Here is a 21262-nt window from a genome sequence, read left to right as displayed (position 1 = left end):
GAATCCCAATACTCATGAGTTATGACTATCTTGATCTGCCGTTTTTCGAACCGGGCTTTTTGCAGCGCCAGATCGACAACCTTCTCAACTTCAATCCTGGGAATAAAGAAATCAAAGACCCGTTCAGTGCTTTGGTCGAGGGCTATAGCAGTGGTGACGGTTACGCCGGTTGGCTAGGGAAGGAGAACCAGCGTGCGTTCAATAAAACGTTGACGAACCGGTTGGGGGCCTTCCACCAAGAAATCATCGGAGGACTTCCCGGCTGGGAATCATCGGGGCGAAATGGTGAGGCGTTTGATGTCATTCACCGTGAACCATTTGGTCCGCGCAAGCGACCCGTTGTCGGTGAAGTCAAAGCAAAATACAACACAATGAACTCGAGTTCCGCAGCTAACCTGTTCCAGAACTTTCAGGCTCTGCACAAGCAAAGTGCCTATAAAGGTTATGACAAGTATCTAATCCAGATCATCCAAAAACGTCCCTACCACGGTGTTTGGACGCCGAACAAGCTCGGGTTTGGCGAAGTCGATTCGGGTCATCGGCGCACCGGAGCTATTTGCGTTGAGCACCGGAGAACCTGGAGCATTTGCCGACTTCATGACGGCATTTGAACGATACGTAGCTGACTACTATGAGACCAGACTTGATCCAAAGCTCAGGGAGGTTATTCAAACCGCGTTCCCCACGGTAAAGTTTGGAAACTCGTCGCTTTAACATTCGCAGCATCGCCGGATACTGATTCTGCCACCAGGGTTTGCATGCACGAACATACCCCACACAGTGTTGCCCTTTTCCGCCGTTAAGCGGTATCAAAGGCAACGCTGCGTGGGGGGATAACTAACACCAGCGCAGTGCTAGTGGTTGTAGGCAATCAGCCTGGTGAGCCGGTGGATGGCTCCTACCAAATGGTGACGCGATCCTGCGGGTCGAGCCAGACAATGGAGCCTTCTTCCACATCGAAGGCTTCATAGAATTCGTCGACATTGGCGGCAATAACATTGCAGCGGAACTCGGCAGGGGAGTGCGGATCGATAGCCAGCGCCTGGGCGGCATATTCCGGGCGAACCTTCGACCGCCACACCCGGGCATAGGCCATAAATAGCCGCTGCAAACCGGTGAACTCACGACCTTCAACCTCTGGGGAAGCACCTTCGGCCTTCGTGGTCGACGATGGGGCAGTGGCAAACGTGAGTCCCTGATCTTTCAGCCAGTTACGGTAGGCCACAACCGCAATGCCGAGGCCACCTAAGTCGCCAATGTTCTCCCCGAGGGTGAACTTGCCGTTGACGCCACTCGATTCGATACCCGCTTCACGCAGGGCACGCGGTACGAGACCTTCAAACTGGCCGACCAGTTTCGAGGTGAGTGCTTCGAATGCAGCACGGTCTTCATCAGTCCACCACGATTCCAGGTTGCCGATACCGTCATATTGGCTGCCCTGGTCGTCGAAGCCGTGACCGATCTCGTGGCCGATCACTGCACCAATGCCACCAAAGTTCTCTGCGGCATCACTGGTTGGGTCGTAGAACGGCCACTGCAAAATAGCGGCAGGGAAGGTGATGTCGTTGACGCTCGGATTATAGAAGGCGTTGACGGTTTGCGGGGTGCACAACCATTCATCGCGATCGGTTGGTTTCCCCAGCTTGGCGATCTCATAGTCGTGGTTGAACACAGATGCCAGGCGAACGTTTTCTACCAGCTGTGCGCCACCTTCAGTGAGCTGCAGCCCGGAGAAGTCGCGCCACTTATCGGCATAGCCAATCTTCGCCCGGAACTTCGAGAGTTTCTCCAGTGCTTTTTCCCGAGTGGTAGGCGTCATCCACTCCAGCTTTTCGATCCGCTCTTTATATGCGGCGAGCAGGTAGCGGACGAGCTCTTCCATTTCTGCTTTGTGGCTTGGTGGGAAGTGCTCGGCGACATAGGCTTTGCCCAAATCTTCGCCGGCTTTGCTCTCTGCGAGGCTGACCGCCCGCTTCCAGCGTTCCCGCTGCTCGGTGGAGCCGACGAGTTCCCGGCCGTAGAAGTCGAAGTTTGCCCGGGCGATCTCTTCGGTGAGCATTGCGGCGGAACCGGACAGGGTGTGCCAGATGAGGTAAAGCTTCCAGGCCAGCAGATCTTCCTTGCTGAGCAATCCATCGAGTTCGATGAAGTAGCTTGGCATGCAGTTGATGACCCGCCCCTGGGGAACTCGCATAGCCTCCAGGATGGTCTGCGCACTTAAGGGCAGTTCAGAGGAGTCCATCGGATTGGTGGTCTTCAACGCATCGCGGGAGGTCACCACATCCCAGTGGTGGGAAGCGATCGCAGTCTCCAGGTCGAAGATGATTTGGGCTGCTTCTTCCACCGACTTGCCGAGCAGATACTGTTCCGGCAGGAAGCCGAGCATCCGCACGAGATGCTGCTGGAACTTGGCGCGGATTTCGGCGTGTGCTTCTTCGCGATAGTAGGCCTCGTCGGGAAGGGAAAGTCCAGACTGGACAAGATAGGGCACTTCCATCTCATCGTCGGGTGCCTTGGCGGTAAACACCCCCAGGGGGGCGCCGTAGCCTTCCCGATCCCGTTTACCGAACAGACCTGGGAGTTGACTTGCCTCGCTTACAGCCACTACCTCGTCGAGCAGGCCATGGATTGGGGTGGTGCCGGCGGCGTTGATGGCGGCAACATCCATAAAGCTGCGGTAGAGCACACCGGCTGGGCCTTCGTTGGTTTTCAGCAGGGTGTGGATGTCTTCTTCGGATTTGTCGCGTAACTGGACGAACATGCCATCGATACCCCGATCGTCGGGGATGACGTGTTCGTCCAGATAGGTGCCGTTCATAAAGGTGTAGAGGTCTTTCATGTTCCCCACAATACCGTGGCGGTGGTGTGTCGCTTGTAGCCAGCACTGTTGTTCGCTGAGGGCGTAAAAAGCCCGACCCGCAGTGGACAAGCAGGCCACTGATAAGTCGGCTTACTGCTACGCGGCACGTGTCTTTGGGATGCTCGGGGTGGGGAAGGCAGAGGGTCGGTCGAGTGGGCTGCGAGTTGTGCTGTGTGGGTGGCACGTGGTGGATGAGCACAGATGGCGATTGCCCCCGCTTGGAGGGCACTGTCGTTTGGCTAGCACGTCCGATACCAGGGAAAAGGCGGCAACCCATCCGCCTGATGCTGATGTGATTGGTGTGAAAGATGAGAAAACTGTGACAGTCATGTAGCTTATTCAGCATGGAATTTTTGTGGGGCAAGTCTGCCGCCGCGCCCACCCGGCGCACCGTGGCAGTGGTGATGACCGCAGTGGTAACCGTGATTGCACTGGTTGCCGGACTTACTAACGCATCACGCGTCGGCGCATTCGAGGGGGACTATCCCACCGGTCCAGACGTGGCCTCCTGGCAACACGTCGGTGGCGCCGCCATCGACTGGTCACAGGTGAAATATGCAGGCAACAACTTTGCCTTTGTCAAAGCCACCGAAGGCCTAGGCTATGTCAACCCATACTTTATTGCCGACTCGAAACAGGCCGCCGCAAACGGGCTTATCGTCGGTTCCTACCACTATGCCCGCCCCTCCCAGAGCGCGACGTTGCAGGCGAAAGAATATGCCGCAGCATTGGTGGCACAGCCACAACCGTCGCTGCCCCCAGTGCTTGACTTGGAAGTTGACGAAGGCTTAAGCCCCAGCCAACTGACAGCTTGGACGCAAGAATTCCTCACTGAGCTGCAAACCCTTACCGGCCGTAAACCGATCGTCTACACCTATCGCTACTTCTGGCAGCACAACATGGCCAACACCACCAGCTTCACGAACTATCCACTGTGGCTGGCCGCCTATCAGGAAACTGTGCCGACCGATATTCCCGGCGGCTGGAACTATATGACTTTCTGGCAGCAGTCCGACAAAGCGAAAATCCCGGGCATTGTTGGGGTTGCCGACTTTAACTACTTCAACGGCTCACCCAGCCAGCTTGATGACTTTGTCGCCGGCCTTGATCTGCCCCTTGGCACGCTTATTGAAGGCACAATCTCCCCGGATCGGGTCATTGGCACTGCGATGGAACTCAAAGCCTTCGGCGAAAACAACCGGGAACTCGTTGGTGCCATTCTTGCGGTTGCCGCCGGGGTGATCGGCATTGGCGCACTGGTGACCTTTGCCCGTTCACAAGGACTTGATTTAGGGCCGGCGAATGCGATCGCCGATCTGGTGCAGTCGCTGCTCGCATCGGGGAATCTGCCCATCGGTGACCTGCAGACCATGGCGGCGGAAGGTGACTTCACCATCGGGGATCTGATGATCCTGCTGCAAAACGCACAAAAACTCGCAACCGAGGTGGAACGGGCGAAAGCCGCGTTGGACTAGCCTCACCGCAGGCTTGCCGCACACCTTAACAAGGTGAATAAGGCAGCCTTGTCGAATACACGCTGCCAGATCATTGCACCGCGCAGCGTTGCGATAACGTGCACGGCCACGTCGCGCCTTTGGGGAAGAAGGCGCGGCGTGGCCGTTCGCGTTGCGGCGATACTCGCTTCGCATCCTTGAAGGTGATGGGGTTTCCACTACCAGGAGAATCCGGCGCATTGCTCACCCAGTAGGCCGTGCAGGGCATGTGTTCGCTCCTTTTCGGGGATAGCCCAGCATTAGCATCTACCAACGGTGAGCAACCCGCCCCGGCGAGGATCACGTCGCTCGTTGGGGAAGCGCGACTTCGACGCTTGGTCATGCCGGTGCCGGACGAGCACACCCATCAGCAGTACATCGTTGGGGTTGATGAGCATCTACGGTGTGATCAGCTAGGCCGGCTGTGCTGTACTTCTTGGTTGCGGTCGGTGGCCATCCGGGGTGGGTTGGTGTGTGGCGGTGCTGCACCCAGAAATGAACAACCCCGCCGATACGAACCGACCTTGTTTGGATGGTTCGCCCCGGCGGGGTGAAACTATGGTGCCTCCGCCCTGCTATGCCGGTGCCGGCGGCAGGGTTCGCTTGGGGCTTAGCCGCGTTCTTCCGGCAGCCACATGTGACCTGGTGACCACCAGCCGGTACGGGTGACAGTGTTTTCCTTAATGTCAGCTGGCTGCGGATTATTGCCGCGGGTCACATACCGTTCCAGGGAACCCCAGTCACGATGCCAATCCTCGTTGAGATAGGTAGGAATCTCAATGGAGGAGGCAACTGCCTGCGCCACACCCATGATGCCGCCACCGTCGTAGCCCTGCCACTGGGAGTGGGTTTCTTTCGCCTCATGGTCAGGACTGATCCGCCACTGCGGGATTTCGGTGACCCCGGCATAGTGGAAGAAGGGACGCTGGCAGGGGAATTGCAGTGCCGTAGTCCAGTCGATCAGGCCTGGCGAATTCGCCGGAATATAGCCGTTGAGCGATTGCAGTTCCGGAACCCGCGGCGGGGTGAACGCCAGCCACTGGTCTTTGTCGAGTGACAAGTCACTGGCCACAATACGCACCACATTGGCCGATTCCGGGATGGCATCCAACGGGATGCGCAGGTTGCGCCACTGGGGCGATTTGCCCACATCAAACGGTTCAATTTCGTCGATGTCGGTGACATTACCCCGATCATCCATGGTGCCGTATTCGATGACGAGTTTTTGACCGTCCTGCTCCACCCCGTTGTAGTCGTGGTGTGCAATCCGGCCGGCGGCACTAACCACCAGCAGCGGGGTGGTTTCGCTGCGGGCAGGCAGCGTAAACCAGACGGTGGTGTCCTCGGCGGGGAATTGGGGACCGTCAGTCCACGAGCCGACCACTGGCACCTGCCGGTAGTCGATCCCAAATGGCAGCTGCGCCACAGAGCCGTTAATCCCGACCTCCCCACGGATACCGCCTTCTTTCCCGCTGGCCTGACCGGCCAGCTCCGGATCGTTCGACCCGTCAGTCACCCCGGTTTGGGCGCCAGCAGTATTCGTCGGAATCGGCTCCTGGGACAGTTCATCGGTAATTGACGGCGGCAGCTTGTTTGCCTCAAAACCGCGCAGATCACCGGCGTTGAGCGAATCGCCGAGCGGCACCCCACCCACCGGGGTGAGGAAGGAATCATTCGTGTTAGTTTCCACCATCACATCACTGGCCAACTGGCAGGTGTTCCCTGTCAGGGAGCGAAGATTACCCAATGCCACCGAATACGCCGGATATTGGGCAACAAATCCCTTCGCCAGGCTCGCCATCGAGAACAACACCACCAGCGTGGTGGCCACCGCTAGTGGGGCGGCAACCAGTCCGTCGAAACGGCGGCTGCGGGCACGCCTTCTCGGCGCCGGCAATGCCTGCCCCTGATGGGTGGCCGCATATTTTGCCTGCGCCACATCGGAGCGGAAACTTTGCACAGCTGCAACCAGCAGCACAATCAACGCGATCACCAACATAATGTCGGTGGCCTGCACATGGTGATACTGCACCGTCTTGTCATACCACGGGATACCGAAGGCCGACACATACCACCAGCCGTTCGTCCCCGACAGGGAAAACGCGAGCACAAACAAAATCGCGGCAATAAACAGTGTCTTATTACGCGGCCGGGCAAGCACAAACTGGCTCACCGCCACCGCGGCAAGCCCTGCCAGCGCCGCCCCAATACCGGCATACACCCCGAAGTGGTGCGTCCACTTCGTGGGGGTGAACATCATAAAGAACAATGTGCCAAAGAACACCAGCAGCAGCCGGTTTGCAGGACCTGGCGCCGAACCTGGCACCCGCCCATTTTTTAACACACTCGCCAACACCACCGCCAAATAGAAAAACAGCATCAGCACTGGGAAACGGCGGGTAAACGAACCATCCGGGTTCTGCAGCATCAGCGTGTAGTAGCGAACCCATTCCTCATACCACTTCAGGGAAGGGCCAATCCAGCCGCGCACCCGAATCGACTCGAGCACAGTCGCCAAGGTTTGATCACCAAACACGGCCACCAAAATCGCGGTACCGGACGCTAAAATCGGCGCCAACAGTGGGGCAGCACCGGCAAACACCTGGCGGCGGGTGGCACCCGGCTGGCAGCCAACCTGGGGCAGTTTCCGGTACACAATCCGGATCAGGGAAGACAATCCAGCCAACAAGGCGGCCACCGCCATCAACCCGGTTGGGCCTGCACCCAGCGACAACGTTGCCACAATCACGCCAACCGCAAACGGCAGCAGCCGTGACGTGGCGATCGCCCGCTCAATGGACAACCAGGTCAGCAGGGCGCCAAGCGCAATCACCGGCTCCGGGCGCAGCCCATTGTTGTAGATCATCCAAAACGCGAGGAATGCCGAAGCGGCAGTCCAATGCGCCACCTTCCGCCCCGCAATCCCTGCCCCCAGCCTTGGCAGCACCTCTTTGGTAATCAGCCACCAGGTGAGCACCCCGGCGAAAAAGCCCGGCAGCCGCATCCACATTGAAGTGGTCGACACCTGGGTCATCAACCCCAGCAGATCATAGTAAGGGGCACCAAATGGCGACTCGGGCACGCCATACCAGCGGTAATAGTTCGCCATATAGGTGGCCGGCTGGGACTCCCTGGCCATCGTCAACAAATAGCCGTCATCGGAAGTATTCGCACCGAACACATACCAATAGGACAACCCAGCAACGACCAGGCCATCTAACACGGTGGGGCGGAACCAGTTCGCGGGGAAGAACCGGCGATGCCCCCGCCCGTCCAGCGCATCAATTTTCGCCAATGCAAACAGTGAAGCCAGCAGGCTGAGCAGCCCGGCGATCATCGCCACATATTTCACCAGCGACGGCGAGGATGTAAACCGGGAGTTGATCTCTACATGGGCGGCCAGCCCGGCCGCAATCAACGACTCGGAATCATCACTGGGCAGATCCGTATAAATACCGGTGAGCTGGGGGCGCACATCTTCATCCACAGTGGTGTCGTATTGTGCAGCCACCGCAGCCGACACCCCGGTGAGGCGCAACGTGGTTGCTTTCGATGTGGAAGAAATCGACAGCATTGCCTCAGCGGGCAGTGATTCCAGCGTCTCCGCAGTCAACTCCAGCGGCACCTTGTCCCGGATCACCACATCCAAATCGCCATCCGTGGAACGAATAAACATGCCACGCGTCGTGGCTTCTTTGGCATCCCCCGGCAACGTCGATACGACCGTTGTCACCCCGGGCGGTAAATCACTCACCGCTGACAGTGGCACCGTCAACGCTAAGGACTCTGGCGTATAGCTAATCAGCGGCGCAGTCACCGACGACACTTCGCCGGTTGGCCAGTCAAACGAGCTTTGCGTCTGCTGCACCGGCAACAATGGGGTGAGCACAAACAGCACAAACCCGACGAGTCCAGCGATGGTTGCGAATCGTTTCAAACCCGCGCTGGCTGTTCGCGGCGGGGTGGATTGGCTTGGTGTGGCAGTAAGGGCAGTCACGGCGCCCTAGTCTAGTTCACAACTGCGCTAAGTACCCGCCACGGCCACCACGAACGGCCCAATCTGAGACACATCCCACCCGTCGGCGAAGGCTGCCGGGGAAAAATAGACGCCCCGGAAACGCACATTGGGATCATTGGGATAAATATCTTCCGCCAAGTCAAACTTCCAGCCGGTGTCGAAATCGTCGATCTTGCCGCGGAATATCATCACCTGCGGGGCAGTCCATTGCAGCCCGCTAAGGGCTGTCCGGAATGCGGCCGGCTGCTGCAGCGGCCCCCACGAGTCGAGGGCAAGCTGTTCAATCGCTTCATTGCGTTTATCAAACTCGCCAAGTGGATTCGCATAGTGCGACGTCATTGCTTGGAAACCGCGATAAGGATAGTAGGACAAAAAGTTCAACTCGTCGGTGAGCACCACTGTAGATGCCGGTGAAAGCCCATGGTTTTGGAGAAACGCATCAATCTCACTGTAGTAGCGGGCAGCGTCGGCAGGTTTCCGATCAGCCCGGTTGCCGGCGCCATCAGTGTCGGTGTACGCCAAATCCAGTCCGGGCGCATTCTTCTGCGGAATCAGCTGCACATAGCCGATCCCGGCCAGCGCCAACAGCACCATCATCACCGCCGTGATACGGCGACCAAGCTGGGTAGAGATCCGATTCGGATAGAGTTTGCTCACCCCGGTGAGCCGCAGCTCCGCCAAGGCCAACACCCCGGCGGTAACGAGTTGCATAGTAATTACCGCATCCATGCGGAATCCCAGCAGGGTACGCCCCGAGATAGTGATAATCATCGACGCCAACACCCAGCCGTAAAACACAACCAGGGCAATACCCATGGCGCGCACATCGGGATCATAGGCGCGCATCACCAAATAGATTGTGCCCAGCAGGCACAGCGCCCCGATGGCAGAAAAAGAAAACAGCGGCAGCGGCACCACGGTGCCCTCAAAGGGCAGATAGTGGTTGGCGGTCGCCCCCGACGACGGCAATTCGGTGACGTAGCGGGCAAGCACATATGGTGCCCACACCAATGCGGCGATCGCCATCGACGCCACCCCGACGACAATCATCCGCAGCACCGGCCACAACGATTTTTCGACGATCACCGCAAACAGCACACTGAAAATCATCACCGACAGTGCCATCACCGCCGTGTATAAGGTGTACATGCAAGCGGATGCCCCCAAATACAGCACCAACCCAACCAGTGCCGCCCGGTGTCCTTCCATCGCCCGGCGAATCAGCACGGTAGCTGCCGGAATCCCGGCGGCCACAATCGCCGCATATGGCTCCTCCGCGGAAACCACCAACACGACTGCAGTGGATACCAGGGCAATCGCTGCTGCCACCGGCAGGGAACCGGTGAGCCGCTGCCACACTGGCACCAGCATGGAACACGCCGCTGCCATAGACACCAGCGCCCACGGTTGAAACACGGCCCAGCCGGGCAGTCCCAATAGGTTGCCGAGCCGGCCACCTAACCAAAACCAGCCGGCCGGATAAAACGACGGCATGTCGATATAGTTCATATCTGACAGCCGCCACGAATCAGTTAACCGGGTTAAAAACTGGGTGCGGAACCCTTGATCGACCGTGATCCCATCCAAATACAGGCGGGTAGCCGCCAACGGGATCGCCAAACAAGTCACCACCAGCCCTGCTGGGGCAAGCCAACACAATCCGGTGGTGAGCCACACCCGCCAGCGGGGACGCACCGGTGCGAAACGGAAATCGTCGGAAAACGTTGCTGGATCATCACCGGCGGGATCTTTATGCTCGTCGGCAATCCACCACCAGCACAACGCCACCACAATCAGCACCACACACACCGACCCGTAGGTTGCCAGTGCCCGAGTCACATTCGAGGAGCCGAACGCTGGCAGATGGGTGCGCTGCAGCACCAGCCAGCACAGTAAAGTGCCGCATCCGCCCAGCAGCCCTGCTGCAATAATGCTGGCAATGGTTTTACCAACCCCAGGCAGATCGGTGACATATTCTTGCCGGTCAGAAACCGGCAGTTGCACGGTCGGTGGTGTCGTAGCGGAAGCGACTGGATGGGACATGCATTTAAGTTTCGCATATTGCACCGGCAACTGCGGGCAGGGCGCGACGAAATACGCAAACACCTGCAACGATATCTAACTGCCCCACAGTTGTGGCGGCGGGTCGAATCGTTACAGGTGCTAACCAGGTAAATATCGGCTGTGTGCTCACCGGGTAGATTACGGTTGTGCAAAAACCCGTGGCGTGGTCGTTACGCTAGATGGGCAGTTTCCGCATAATCGGGGCGGGCACATGCTGCAGCACGGTCATCACTGCCTGGAAGGCAGGATGGCACCACACCACCGGGGTACCGTTTTCAACCGCTTTCACCGCTGCTTTCGCCACATCTTCCCGGTTGACGGTCAACGGCGCATCATCAAGGTCGGCAGTCATCTTCGTGCGCACCTGGCCGGGGCGCACCACCACAACCTGGGCACCGCTGCCGCGCAGCGCCTCCCCGAGCTGGGTGTAAAACCCGTCGAAGCCGGCTTTCGTCGAACCGTAGACGAAATTCGAGCGACGTACTTTCACCCCGGCAACCGAGGAGATCGCCACAATAGAGCCGTGGCCTTGGCGTTTAAACTGCTCCGCCAGCAGCACACCCACACTCACCGCGGCGGTGTAGTTGGTTTGGGCGGCCTCCACTGCCTTCGGCTGGTCTTGCCACAATTGTTCCGCATCACCCAATACGCCAAAGGCCACAACCGCAATATCCACATCGCCGCGGCTAAACGCGTCGTCGATCAGCTGCGGATGGGAAGCAAAATCGAGCGCATCAAACGCATACTCCACCACGGTGGCACCGTGGGATTCCAACTCGGTGCGGGTTGCAGCCAGCGAGGCGGAACCTGCACGGGCAGCGACGAGCACCTCACACGGGCCGGCGTGTAGATATTCCACAGCGATTGCTCGAGCAATCTCACTAGTACCACCAAGCAGCAAAATCCGCTGCACCTTACCAACTGCGTCACGCATCGTATTCGTTATTCCTTAAATAGCAGAAGTTCATTCGAGAAGAATCATCAAAAAACAGTCAACAACACTGTTGTCGAGCACAGCCAGGGCGGGCAACCCCAGAGGTCTTGTCTCCTGTGTCACCCGCAACGGCTGCACCATATTGCCGGCACCACGCTGGGTGCCAGCTATACAACGGGGGAACTAGTGCAGTTCCAGGCGACGCGACATGTCGGAGGCGAAAACCCCATTCGGGTCGATCCGCCGGCGAGTCTCGAGCCACTGACCCATCTGCGGATACATGGAATGGAACATCTCCGGGGAGGTGCGGGATTCCTTCGCCAGATACAGACGGCCACCGAATTCGTGGACGCGCTTGTCCAGGTCGTCCAGGAACGCGCCAAGACCCTTCTTGATGGGGAAGTCGACACACACATTCCAGCCCGGCATCGGATAGGACAGCGGTGCCCGGTTGCCTTCGCCGAAAAGTTTAAAGACGTTGAGTGCCGAATAGTGGCCAGAGGCTTGAATATCGCGGACGATGTCTTTAAACGGCTCGACTGCTTCGCGTGGCACCACGAACTGATACTGCAAAAAGCCCTTCTTGCCGTAGCCACGGTTCCATTCGCCGATCAAGTCAAGCGGCTGATAGAACTGGGTGAGGTTTTGCACCTGGTTGCGGTAGGTGCCGGACTTTAGCCACCACAGCTCGCCGATGGCGATCATGGACAGTTTGTTCATGGTGAACGACGGGAAAATGTCAGGCACCGTCACCAGCTGTGGGGCGTTGAATTTCAGTGGATCTTTCGCCAGCTTCGGGGAGAGTTCTTCCAACTGTGCCAAGGTGGCCAGCGAACCGCGGGAGATGGCGGCACGTCCCAGCTTCGGTGGGGCAGAAATCGCATCAAACCAGGCGGAAGAATAGGTGTAGTTCTTCTCGGAACCGTCGGAGTGGAACTCGATGGTTTCATCCAACGACTGGGTGAGATCACCGTCGGCGATAAAATACGCGGTTTCGGTGCGGGTCATCTTGATGCGGGCGCGCAGAATAATACCGGTGAGCCCCATGCCGCCGACTGTTGCCCAAAACAGCGACGCATCCGGATCATCTGGGGTGCCTTCCGGCTCCAGGTGGAGAATGCGGCCGTCAGCAACGAGCAGCTCCATAGAAACAACATGGTCGCCGAAGGAACCAGCCGAGTGGTGGTTTTTCCCGTGAATATCCGGCCCGATCGCGCCACCGATGGTGACCTGGCGGGTACCGGGCAGTACCGGCACCCACAACCCGTAGGGGAGGGCAGCTTTCATCAACTGGTCGAGGGTAACCCCACCTTCGACGTCGACGATGGCGGTCGCAGTGTCGATCGAATGAATCCGGTTAAACGGCTGCATGTCGATGACCAGGCCGCCGGCGTTTTGCGCCGGATCCCCGTAGGAGCGACCCATGCCGCGGGCAATGACACCGCGGCGAAGATGATCTGGTTTGGTGGAGTTTTCATCGGCCACCTGCTGTACGGCAGCAACGATAGTGTCCAAGTCCGGCGTTGAGAGCACCTGGGCAGTCGTGGCGGCGGTGCGACCCCAACCGGTGAGTTTCTGCGCTTCTGTGTCTAAGCCTCCGAAGGCACCGCTCGAAGCAGCGGAGCTGGACGTGGCCGTCGTGCTAGTCATCGGGCACCAGGCTACTCGGTTGGGTTGTCTACCGGGCAATCCCGCGCCCAACAGCCAGCCGCACACCCCTTCTGCCGCTCAGGTAAAACTGCTGCACAACACCAATATTTCTAGCCGGCAAGAGGAGTGCGGTGAACTTAGCCACAAACCGGAAAAACCCACCACAAACCGGAAGTAGTCGGACAAAAACGGACACAATCAAACATTGGGTGGGTGGGCATGCACGAGTCCGCCACACCGGTAACAGCTAGTGCGTGTCGATCGCGGGTCAGTTGCACTACCGCCAGCACACTGTGACCAGCTGCGAGTCCGGTCGGCGCCTAGTACAGATCCAACAAGTCGCGGATTTCTTTCGGCAAATCATCTTGCCGGGTAATCGTTGGACCGTCATACGCTTCCAAAATCCGATACACCCGGCCACGTGCCACCGAATCCAGCATCGGGATCTCCTGCGCCAACATCAGCGTCAACTCATTCGACAGTGGCAGATTCGTGTTCTCTGCGGCAATATGCACATCGTGGTCATTTTTCTTTTTAAACATTCCCAGCATGGTTACCTATCCTAGGGGCAAGCCCCACCGCCATACTCATCGGCGGATCAATCCTTATAGGATGACTGGTATGCAACAACGGCTTCTTGCGCAAAAGTCCTACGACCTTCCCACCAGTGTGAAACTCACCCTGGCAGGCTCGTATCTCGGCAGTGTTGCACTTGGCGACTATGTGCCTGCCCCGGCGCGCCGCTGGTCGCTTATCGGCTTGCTGTCCTGTGCCACCGGGGTGGTTGCTACCGCGCTGATCGTGCGCACGATGGAAACCGATCCGATTGTGCTGAGCGCCTCTGAGCAGGACGTCACTGGGGTGGTGGATATTGATCAGCAAGTTCGGGAAGAAGCCGCCGCGATTTTTGCCGAATCCGGTCTTTCCCGCACCTCTTTCGCCGACCGGTTGAAGGATCAGTTCGCGCTCGTTGGGGAACAATTTTCGTGGCGATCGTTGCTGACCGCCGGCAGTGTGATCAGCGTGTCGTTGCTGCTGGGTGTGGCCGCCGACCGTCTGTTGTCTTATCCTTTGGCGAAGCTGCTGCGCAAGGTCGGCGTCACCAAACCGTACACGGTGTTAGCGCTGCTTGATGCGGGTGTGCTTGTTGCTTGTGCTGACCAGCTGAAACTGCAGGTCGGTCGTGCCTTGGTGGAAGAAGTTGAGCATCCTGCCGATATTGTGTGACGCGGCCACTGTGCGCCTCACGGCTCATCATCTTCGCTAGTTTGCTGCCGCAGCAGCAGGTCACTGGTGTTGTTCCGGGGGTGCATTTTGTACCAGCTGCACAGTGGGAATATCTGCTGGTGAAAACGCTAACGTGTGCAGGGTGCTGCGGGGAATCCACGCTACCTGTGCGTGTTCGTGCGGCTGCGGCATCCCGGCGGTGATGGTTGCCCACCAGGTGTGCAGTGCTGCTGTTCGCTGTCCCACGGTGAACACAGTGGTGGTGATCGCCGCTCCAAGGGTGGCGACGATACCGAGTTCTTCGTGCAGTTCCCGCACTAGGGCGGCTGTTGGTGTTTCCCCCGGTTCCACTTTGCCGCCAGGAAATTCCCACAGCAGCGGGTTGCTCATCTTGGCTGATCGTTGGGCACACAACACCGCATCGCAGGCCGCGTCATAGATCACCGCCCCCACCACAATCAGCTGCGCAGCACCGGCACGCTCCGGGGATACTGTCACCACACCTCACCGCTTTCGTTCTTTTGATTTCCCTGCACACTAGCGGTTGCCGCACCGGCAGGTGCAGTCAAGCAAGCACCTGCTTCGGGCAGGCGTACCAAGCGGCTGCACTCCTGCCGAAAAATCCTGCTCCCGGCACGGTTTGGCCAACACCTTGGAGTATCCACCATCTACCAATCTCGCGGCAACGACCGCACACCAATCTATAGTGAATCACATGGCAGCCGATGACCAAGTATCCGAAACGCCACTGCTCCTGCAAGGACCGGCGGCAAGTTCTTATCCGGTAATCAGTGTGATTGACCAAAACAGTGACGATCCCACCGCGCCGGTGGTGGTGTGGCATGTACACACCGGGCCGCAAACCATCACCGGTCGCTTGAACGGGGCATGGGTGATTGGGCAGTCGCAAACACAGCAGCCGGAATCCCACCCCGTCGAACAGGTCACTGATCCGGCGCAATCAGCAGCAGAAAACGACCCGGCAGCAGACGTCTCAGGCGCGGACAGCGAAGTCACCGCACAGCTGCTTGCCGCTACCGCTGATCATCGCAGTGATGAAGAAAAACTCGAATCACTGCTGCGTCACACAGCGGTTATCGTCACCGACCGCACCAATGTGCACACCCCGCAGCTTGCGGCAGCGCTTGCAACCGCCACCACAATCGGTGGTATCGCCGACGTGTATGCCGCAGCAAATGCAGGCGTCGCCGAGCTCAACGAGGCCATCCGGGCGGAAAGCAGCCGGCGGAAAACCCTGCGACGGGAAGAAAAAGCCACCACCGGGAAAATGACCACCCCCCTGTTGAAAACATTCGCCTTCGACCCGATCGCCCCCATTGATAACGCCCCGTTTGCTACCAGTTTCCGCGGGGAACCACTGGCCGCCAACTGTTTTGTTGCCACCATGGAAGTCGCTGCAATAGTTGACGCCTGGTTGGCGGTGGAATCAGCCCGGCGGCGGCGCAGCTATCTGCGCGACAGCTTCGGTGAACATCCGCGCCCACTACCCCTCGGCGAACAGACGCCAGGGGTGCAACAGTAGCCTTACAGCCGGTAATAATCCCCTCGCGCAACGCAACCAGCCGATGCCCGTGAAGCCGAAGAGCACCGCCCCGGTGGCGTTCGCCTCACCACGGAAGCTGCCGGTGCGGTCAGGATCGTCGAAATATCGCTACGCTTACACAGTATGAGCCCAGATCAGCGGATAGCCGACGTCGCCATCCTGGATCACCACCATGCACAACATGCCACCTCACCGGCAGCCACGATCATCATTGTGCGCGCCGGGATAGTGCACAGCCGGGAAGAAATCTCCCGACTCATTGGCATCAGTGGCGGGGCGCCAATGACGCTGCTGCGGCAGGCAGTCCGGATGAGTTTCGCCCCCACCCCGCCTGTCACCGCGAATAGTGTTCCCAGTCTTCCCGCTGATCACAGCACCGAAACGTGCACGGTAGCCGAGTTTTTCGCCTCCCCTGCGGCAGTGGACCGTTTCGATGTGGGATTGTGGACGATAACCGTCGAAGCGGTGCTGACTATTCCCGCCGCGGAAGAAGAACACAGTCTGCTTTGCGTCGGGGCGCAAGGATCCATTGGCCGCGACGAACCCGACTTGCCACACCTCAACACCAGGTTGAAAACCCTGGCGCATCGCGCCTTCACCGCCAGCGTGCACCCGTTGCCGCCACCCACCTTGCAACCGGCTGCAGCGGCGCCCCCACAGCCTCAGTAGCCTGCCTACCCACAGGGCGCGCTTGGGGGCGGTTGTACCCGGTCGTGCTAATCAAAAATCCGAAGAAAATTGATGGTGTCGGTGCATTCGTCAAGCTCTGGGCAGCCTTGCCACGTTTTCGTGAAATAGCCAACAATATCGACTGCCTCAGCAAACAACACCATCGTCTCCATCGAGCCGTGGATGGCTTTCAGGCTGCGGCGCAGATGGTCAACAAAAAACACACACACCGACTCGTAATCCCAAATGTGTTGAATGATTGCGGCGACCACGTCCACCGGAACAAGATTGCCGTCGTCAAACCCGAGGTCGGTGAACATTGCCGCGACTTCTTCTCGTTCAAGCTCGCAGTCTGCACCACAATCACACCATTGCATACCGGTGGTTGGCATAGTCCAGGGATTGATCGATCCGGATGGGGTGTACGAGGAATGCTCGTCCATAATGTGCGGTGCCTCCAAACGTGGCGTAGATGACGAAACGTAGGCTGTCGGTAAGTATCCCACCAGCAGAGAAGATGTTCTCGATGTATTTTCGTTGCTGGCAGGCTAGGAATACCGGCCTGAAATAGTTAGTCTGCTGCGGATAGCAACCGGTTCCCTTGCCAGGAAAAAATTGTTGCCAAGCAAATTACTGCGTGATGTTCCTGCAGGGTTAAGGACGGCGGAACTGTTCCTTGCGTCCTTGCTGATGCAGGGTAAACCAGCGCCAAAATCCGGCCGGGTCTTTCTGTTGAATCAGGAAGAACCAGGCGAAACGGGCATATTCTTGCGGAATAAGGCGACGCATCCCCGGCTGGTTCATGAGATAGCCGCGGTTGCGATAGGTGAAAAACCGTTTCGTGGCATTATCCGGATATTGGGTGTGCATGCGGCCGCCGAGGATTGGTTTAAATTCCTCCGACCCGTTCGGGTGCAGATATGCGCAGGTCAGGCAGGTACCGAAACGAAGACCGCTGCGCACCAGACGACGGTGATATTCCACTTCGTCGCCACGGATAAACAGTCGATAGTCGGGTACCCCGATCCGCTCTAAGGCTGTGGCAGAGAGCAACGCCCCATTGAACAAGGAGGCGATCCCTGGCAGCAGATTGGATTCTTGCTGCTGCGGGTCGATAAGTTCCGCCCGGGTACGGCGCCACGTGGTGCCCCGCCGCAGCGGGAACGCTAACAGTTCGGGCTGCTGTTTATCGACAACCACCGGGGAAACTTCGTCAAGCTGATGCTGGTAGGCGCATTCCAGCAGAGTGCCTAAGACTGTATCGTCAGCGGGGCGCCCGTCGTCGTCGGCACACCACACCGCATCGGCACCAAGTGCGAGGGCGTGGAGAAACCCGTATGCGAAACCACCGGCGCCACCAAGATTGGTGGCACTGCCAAGCCAGATGCCGCGTTCACCGCAAATCTCTGTCACGAGTTCCCGCACCGCCGGATCGTTACCGTTATCGACAACAATGATCCAGCGGGGGGCGGTGCGCTGTTGGGCAACAATACGCAACGATTCGGCGACCATGTCGCGCCGATTGTGGGTGACAATAACAGCTGCGATATTCGGATCAGCAACAAACGACATACCCGATATTGTTCCACAGGTTCGCCGGTTGCGTGCCGAAGGCTGCAGCGTCTTACAGCACATTAAACGTCACCAGCTTGCAGCACACTAAACGCCACCAACTTGCAGCACACTAAACGCCACCAGCTTGCAGGGCAGTGTACTGGTGGCGTCGAGTCGTCCGATGCCCAGTGGCGACCAGGTGCCTTGTATCGATCGGCGATCATACGGCGATACGGGGCTTGCACACAGCAGTGTCACGCATGCGAGACAACAGTGTGTTGGCGGCAACGATGTATCAGCGACCGCTCGCCCGGCCGGGCAGCCAGGTGGCGGTAGGTGCTGGCTACTTGTTGCTGCCGGGAACAAACCAGCTGGTGATTGTGGTCGGATGGGTGATAGCAGTGCCGACACAGGCCGCATATGCGCCAAGTGCCAGAACGTTTTCCACATCCTCTGGGTGGTGGAGACGCCCCTCCACCAGCACCGGGGCGTGAACTTGAGCGATCACTTCCTTGATGAATTCCACATCAGGGCCGGCAGTTTTCTCCCGGGCATGCGCATAGCCGGGTGTGTATCCGGCCAGGGTGGTACCGATAATGTCGGCACCGGCAGCCTCGGCGGCAACAGCATCTTCCAAGGAAGCACAGTCCGCCATCACTAATGCCCACGGGAATTCTTCATGAATAGCGGTGACCGCATCCGCGAAAGTTTCATTATTTCCACGTGGCCGCAAGGTGGCATCAATAGCAACAATGTCAGCACCGGCGAGCACACAGGCACGGGCATGCGCCACCGACGGGGTGATATACACCCCGTCGTGACCGTATTTGATCAGACCAATAATCGGCACATCGACCGCTTGCCGGGTGGCCGCAATATCGGCGGTGCCTTGCACCCGCACAGCGCAAGCACCCCCTTCGACGACTGCCTGCGCCATAGCAGCAGTCACATCGGCGCGGCGCAGCGGCTCACCGGGATATGCCTGGCAAGACACTACGAGACCGTGGCGGAGGGCAGCAAGATGTTCTTCACGGGTAAGCATGGCACTTCTTCTTTAACGGTGGTGTAGATAAGGGTTGGAACGTGTCGCGTGCGCAGCCACGTGGCATGCGCGGGTTGCACAAAGTCTTGACCCGCGCAGAACAGTGCGGCATTGCGCCACTCTCTGCGCGGGAGGGGAAACTGCAGCACTACGCGGGTTGCAAAGCACCCCCCGGAGGTGGCTGCACAGAACTATTCGCCGGCGTATTCGCCGCAGGACACTTCAGCAGCGGTACGGGTGGGCTGGAAACCGCAGCGGGCAAGCTGATCGGCGATGGCCTGCACATTGTCGTCAACCAGGGTGGGCACTGGTTCCGGCATCCGGTTGGATTCAAAAACACCCAGCAGTGCCAGGGCAGTTTTGAACGCGCCAACACCGGCACCGAATCCGACCGCCCCGGTAGTGACCAGCACAATGCGCATCAGCTCGGTGAGATGATCCTGCAGGCGCCGCACCTCATCCCAGTCGCCTGCCTGATATGCCTTGAACTGCTTGACATAGGATTCCGGATCAATATTGCCCAAACCGGGAACTACCCCGTCAGCGCCGGATAGATAGGCGCCATCGACGACAACTTCGTGACCGGTGAGCAGCACAAGCGGTTTGCCGGCGGCAGTGTTTTCCTGCGCCAGGAACCGGAAGGAAACATCGTCACCGGAGGAATCCTTCACCCCGGCGAGTACCCCGTCCTTGCCGAGCTGCAGCAGCAGCGCGCCGGGCAGTTTCGTGTGGACACACACTGGAATGTCGTAGGCGAATAGTGGCAGATCGCAGGCGGCGTGGATTTGCCGGAAGTGGCGTTCGATTTCCCGCAGCCCGCCGAGTGCATAAAACGGGGCGGTGGCGACAATCGCATCAGCGCCGAGTTCTTTCGCCTGCTTGGCGTGGGCGATCACCCGCTTGGTTTCCATGTCGATGCAGCCGACCATGACTGGTACTTTGCCGGCCACATGGTCGACGGCGGCAGCAATAATTTCCCCGCGCCGCTCATCGTCGGAGAATGCTACTTCACCGGATGATCCAAGAATGAACAGACCATCGACACCAGCGTCGATGAGCCGGTCAAGCAGGCGGGTGAAGGAAGCTTTGTCAAAGCTGCCGTCGGCGTGCAGGGGGGTGACAACCGGCGGAACAACACCTGTGAAGGTATGCATGAGAATGACTCTTTTCTTCGGTAAACAACAAATAGGAACGAAAAACTTGAAGGGAAACACCACACCGGCCACCGGCGCCCGCCCCAGGCCACCCCAGCTTGTCGCGGGAGTGACCTATAAGGCAGGGAGCTGACAGCGGTGTGGAGCGCACAGCGCTGGGTTGACCTGTTGCCGCTGTGTGGTGGCAGGTGCGGCCGGGCAGCCGCTACTTGTAGACGAGTTCTGCCGGATGGAGCAGCGAAGGGGCTGCACCGAGCAGGGTGCGGGTGTAGGGGTCTTGCGGGTTGCGCAAAATCGACTTGGCGTCACCTTGCTCGATGACTTGGCCGCCGTTCATCACCGCGATCGTGTCGGAGACATACCGCACGGTTTGAATGTCGTGCGAGATAAACACCATCGCCAAACCCAGTTCTTGTTTCAGGTCGCTGAGCAGGTTCAAGATTTGTGCCCGCACGGACACATCCAGGGCGCTGGTGGGTTCGTCGGCGATGATCGCATCCGGGTTGAGCGACAGGGCACGCGCAATAGCGACACGCTGCCGCTGGCCACCGGAAAGCTGACCGGGCAGGGCGGCGAGTACTTGCTCAGGCAGGCCAACAAAACTGATGAGTTCTTTCACCCGCCGCTGCCGGGCTGCCTGATCACCGATTTTGTGCACTACCAGCGGGTCGATGAGCTGTTCACTGATCGGCATCCGCGCATTGAGTGCGGTGGCCGGATCTTGGAACACCACCGAGACCACCCGCCCGATTTGGGCGCGATCTTTGCCGGTGCGTTTGGTGACTTTACGACCTTTGAAGTACACCTCCCCGGAGGTGGCTTGCTGCAGGCCGCACATCACTTTCGCAGTGGTGGACTTGCCGCAGCCGGATTCGCCGACCAGGCCAAGGGTTTGGCCGGGCATGAGTTTCATATTCACGCCCCGCACCGCATGCACCAGGGTGGGTTTGATAATGCCGCCGGTGCGGGAGCGGAACGTCACCGAGACGTCCTTGAGCTCGATGATGGGGGTGGTTGTGTTTTCCGCCATGAC

At 58.8% G+C, this 21262-nt stretch carries 17 protein-coding genes; 5 read left to right on the top strand and 12 right to left on the bottom strand.

All coding sequences use genetic code 11. From position 1 onward, the window contains the following. The first annotated feature begins 14 nt into the window (after positions 1-14). A complete protein-coding gene (locus tag CCHOA_RS10195; RefSeq protein WP_123930289.1) occupies positions 15-611 on the top strand; it encodes an Eco47II family restriction endonuclease in 597 nt (198 codons plus the stop codon). A 287-nt stretch (positions 612-898) separates the two neighbouring features. On the opposite strand, the gene CCHOA_RS10190 is transcribed toward CCHOA_RS10195, so the two are convergent. Then, positions 899-2839, bottom strand: coding sequence for a M13 family metallopeptidase (locus CCHOA_RS10190; protein WP_123930286.1), 1941 nt, complete (start codon positions 2837-2839; stop codon positions 899-901). A 365-nt stretch (positions 2840-3204) separates the two neighbouring features. Between CCHOA_RS10190 and CCHOA_RS10185 the strand changes: the two genes are divergently transcribed. After that, a complete protein-coding gene (locus tag CCHOA_RS10185; protein WP_245992136.1) occupies positions 3205-4335 on the top strand; it encodes a glycoside hydrolase family 25 protein in 1131 nt (376 codons plus the stop codon). Positions 4336-4963: 628 nt separating this feature from the next. Here CCHOA_RS10185 and CCHOA_RS10180 read toward each other — a convergent pair. From CCHOA_RS10180 to CCHOA_RS10160, 5 genes are all read right to left on the bottom strand, one after another. Next, positions 4964-8350, bottom strand: a complete 3387-nt coding sequence (locus tag CCHOA_RS10180; RefSeq protein WP_123930283.1) for an arabinosyltransferase domain-containing protein — start codon at positions 8348-8350, stop codon at positions 4964-4966. Between the two features lie 27 nt (positions 8351-8377). Then, positions 8378-10414 (bottom strand): galactan 5-O-arabinofuranosyltransferase, encoded by a 2037-nt coding sequence (locus CCHOA_RS10175; RefSeq protein ID WP_123930280.1) that lies wholly within the window; start codon positions 10412-10414, stop codon positions 8378-8380. Positions 10415-10610: 196 nt separating this feature from the next. Beyond that, positions 10611-11369: a decaprenylphospho-beta-D-erythro-pentofuranosid-2-ulose 2-reductase gene (dprE2, locus tag CCHOA_RS10170; RefSeq protein ID WP_123930278.1), complete on the bottom strand. Its 759-nt coding sequence runs from the start codon at positions 11367-11369 to the stop codon at positions 10611-10613. A 183-nt stretch (positions 11370-11552) separates the two neighbouring features. After that, the gene (gene dprE1, locus CCHOA_RS10165) at positions 11553-13019 is read right to left on the bottom strand and encodes a decaprenylphosphoryl-beta-D-ribose oxidase (protein WP_123930275.1); all 1467 of its coding nucleotides are present in this window, start codon (positions 13017-13019) and stop codon (positions 11553-11555) included. A 320-nt stretch (positions 13020-13339) separates the two neighbouring features. Continuing rightward, positions 13340-13570 carry a hypothetical protein gene (locus tag CCHOA_RS10160; protein ID WP_123930272.1) on the bottom strand — a complete coding sequence of 77 codons (231 nt, stop codon included), beginning with the start codon at positions 13568-13570 and terminating at the stop codon, positions 13340-13342. A gap of 70 nt (positions 13571-13640) precedes the next feature. Here CCHOA_RS10160 and CCHOA_RS10155 point away from each other — a divergent pair, with 70 nt between their 5' ends. Continuing rightward, positions 13641-14246, top strand: a complete 606-nt coding sequence (locus CCHOA_RS10155; protein ID WP_123930269.1) for a hypothetical protein — start codon at positions 13641-13643, stop codon at positions 14244-14246. 60 nt (positions 14247-14306) lie between these two features. On the opposite strand, the gene CCHOA_RS10150 is transcribed toward CCHOA_RS10155, so the two are convergent. Continuing rightward, on the bottom strand, positions 14307-14744 hold the full coding sequence (locus CCHOA_RS10150; protein ID WP_164472471.1) for a (deoxy)nucleoside triphosphate pyrophosphohydrolase: 438 nt from the start codon (positions 14742-14744) through the stop codon (positions 14307-14309). Positions 14745-14961: 217 nt separating this feature from the next. Between CCHOA_RS10150 and CCHOA_RS10145 the strand changes: the two genes are divergently transcribed. Together CCHOA_RS10145 and CCHOA_RS10140 are read left to right on the top strand one after the other, a co-directional pair. Further along, positions 14962-15789 (top strand): DUF6218 family protein, encoded by an 828-nt coding sequence (locus CCHOA_RS10145; protein WP_123930263.1) that lies wholly within the window; start codon positions 14962-14964, stop codon positions 15787-15789. Positions 15790-15933: 144 nt separating this feature from the next. Then, positions 15934-16479: a hypothetical protein gene (locus CCHOA_RS10140; RefSeq protein WP_123930260.1), complete on the top strand. Its 546-nt coding sequence runs from the start codon at positions 15934-15936 to the stop codon at positions 16477-16479. 47 nt (positions 16480-16526) lie between these two features. Here CCHOA_RS10140 and CCHOA_RS10135 read toward each other — a convergent pair whose 3' ends face one another. From CCHOA_RS10135 to CCHOA_RS10115, 5 genes are all read right to left on the bottom strand, one after another. Then, positions 16527-16922: a hypothetical protein gene (locus CCHOA_RS10135; RefSeq protein ID WP_123930257.1), complete on the bottom strand. Its 396-nt coding sequence runs from the start codon at positions 16920-16922 to the stop codon at positions 16527-16529. Positions 16923-17133: 211 nt separating this feature from the next. After that, positions 17134-18051 (bottom strand): galactofuranosyltransferase GlfT1, encoded by a 918-nt coding sequence (gene glfT1, locus CCHOA_RS10130; protein ID WP_123930254.1) that lies wholly within the window; start codon positions 18049-18051, stop codon positions 17134-17136. Positions 18052-18376: 325 nt separating this feature from the next. Then, the gene (locus CCHOA_RS10125; RefSeq protein WP_123930251.1) at positions 18377-19075 is read right to left on the bottom strand and encodes an N-acetylmannosamine-6-phosphate 2-epimerase; all 699 of its coding nucleotides are present in this window, start codon (positions 19073-19075) and stop codon (positions 18377-18379) included. A gap of 191 nt (positions 19076-19266) precedes the next feature. Beyond that, positions 19267-20229, bottom strand: a complete 963-nt coding sequence (locus CCHOA_RS10120) for a dihydrodipicolinate synthase family protein (protein WP_123930248.1) — start codon at positions 20227-20229, stop codon at positions 19267-19269. Positions 20230-20434: 205 nt separating this feature from the next. Then, positions 20435-21259 carry an ABC transporter ATP-binding protein gene (locus CCHOA_RS10115; RefSeq protein ID WP_123930245.1) on the bottom strand — a complete coding sequence of 275 codons (825 nt, stop codon included), beginning with the start codon at positions 21257-21259 and terminating at the stop codon, positions 20435-20437. Between the last annotated feature and the right edge of the window lie 3 nt (positions 21260-21262).

Origin of the sequence: Corynebacterium choanae, from assembly GCF_003813965.1 — a bacterium.
Classification (GTDB): domain Bacteria; phylum Actinomycetota; class Actinomycetes; order Mycobacteriales; family Mycobacteriaceae; genus Corynebacterium; species Corynebacterium choanae.
Note: the sequence above shows the minus strand (reverse complement) of the source record. Positions and strands in the feature narration are given on the sequence as shown.